This is a genomic window from Sphingobium sp. OAS761 (assembly GCF_024168485.1).
Classification (GTDB): Bacteria; Pseudomonadota; Alphaproteobacteria; order Sphingomonadales; family Sphingomonadaceae; genus Sphingobium.
This window is the reverse complement of the sequence record NZ_JALJVY010000033.1, coordinates 1-1,318: the sequence shown is the minus strand read 5'-3', so window position 1 is coordinate 1,318 and position 1,318 is coordinate 1. Positions and strand designations below refer to the sequence as shown.

The following is a 1,318-nucleotide window of genomic DNA, read 5'->3' as shown; positions in this document are numbered from 1 at the left end:
ATGAAAATCACGATGATCGGCACGGGTTATGTTGGCCTTGTGTCGGGGGCCTGTTTTGCGGATTTCGGTCATGACGTGGTGTGCGTCGACAAGGATGCCGGGAAGATCGGGGCGATCGAGTCGGGTCGGATGCCGATTTTCGAGCCTGGTCTGGACCAGCTGGTTGCGACGAACGCGGCGGCTGGGCGGCTGACCTTCACGACGGATCTTGCGGCCGGGGTGAAGGGGGCGGACGCGATCTTCATCGCGGTGGGCACGCCCTCGCGCCGGGGCGACGGTCATGCGGACCTGAGCTATGTCTTTGCCGCGGCGCGGGAGATAGTTGAGGCGCTGGACGCGCCCGCCGTGATCGTGACCAAATCGACCGTGCCGGTGGGCACCGGGGACGAGGTGGAACGGATCGCCCGCGAGATGAAGCCCGACCTGGATATCCAGGTCGTGTCCAATCCCGAATTCCTGCGCGAGGGCGCGGCGATCGGCGATTTCAAGCGGCCCGACCGCGTGGTCGTGGGCACTACCGGGTCCGAGCGGGCGATCGCGGTGATGAGCCAGGTCTACCGCCCGCTGAACCTCAACCAGGCACCGCTGATGTTCACCGGCAGGCGGACCGCGGAACTGATCAAATATGCCGCCAACGCCTTCCTGGCGACCAAGATCACCTTCATCAACGAAATGGCCGACCTGTGCGAGGCGGTCGGCGCCGAGGTGCAGGACGTGTCGCGCGGCATCGGCCTGGACAACCGCATCGGTGGCAAGTTCCTCCATGCCGGTCCGGGCTATGGCGGCTCCTGCTTCCCCAAGGACACGCTGGCGCTGGTCAAGACCGGCCAGGATTACGATGCCCCCAGCCGCATCGTCGAGACCGTCGTCCAGGTCAACGACCTGCGCAAGCGCGCCATGGGCCGCAAGATCGTCAAGGCCCTGGGCGGCGACGCGCGCGGCAAGACCGTCGCCCTGCTCGGCCTCACCTTCAAACCCAACACCGACGACATGCGCGACGCCCCCAGCCTCGCCATCGTCCAGGCGCTCGAGGACGCCGGCGCGAACATCGTCGCCTATGATCCCGAAGGCATGGCCGTCGCCGCCCCCATGATGCCCCGCGTCACCATGGCAAAGGACGCCTATGAAGCGGCAGAGGGCGCCCATGCCCTCGTCCTCGTCACGGAATGGGACATCTTCCGCGCCCTCGACCTCAACCGCATCGCCGCTTCCATGGCCGGAAATGCACTCGTCGACCTGCGCAACATATACCCGCTCACCGAAGCTCAAGCCGCCGGATTCACACTCTCCCGCGTCGGCGGCGCTGGAAACTTGGCCT

Annotated in this window: 1 protein-coding gene; it reads left to right on the top strand. The window is 66.2% G+C overall.

Annotated elements, in window-relative coordinates:
- Nucleotides 1-1,318: UDP-glucose/GDP-mannose dehydrogenase family protein (locus tag J3E64_RS20580; protein ID WP_253345118.1), on the top strand; the 1,318-nt coding region annotated here is incomplete at its 3' end.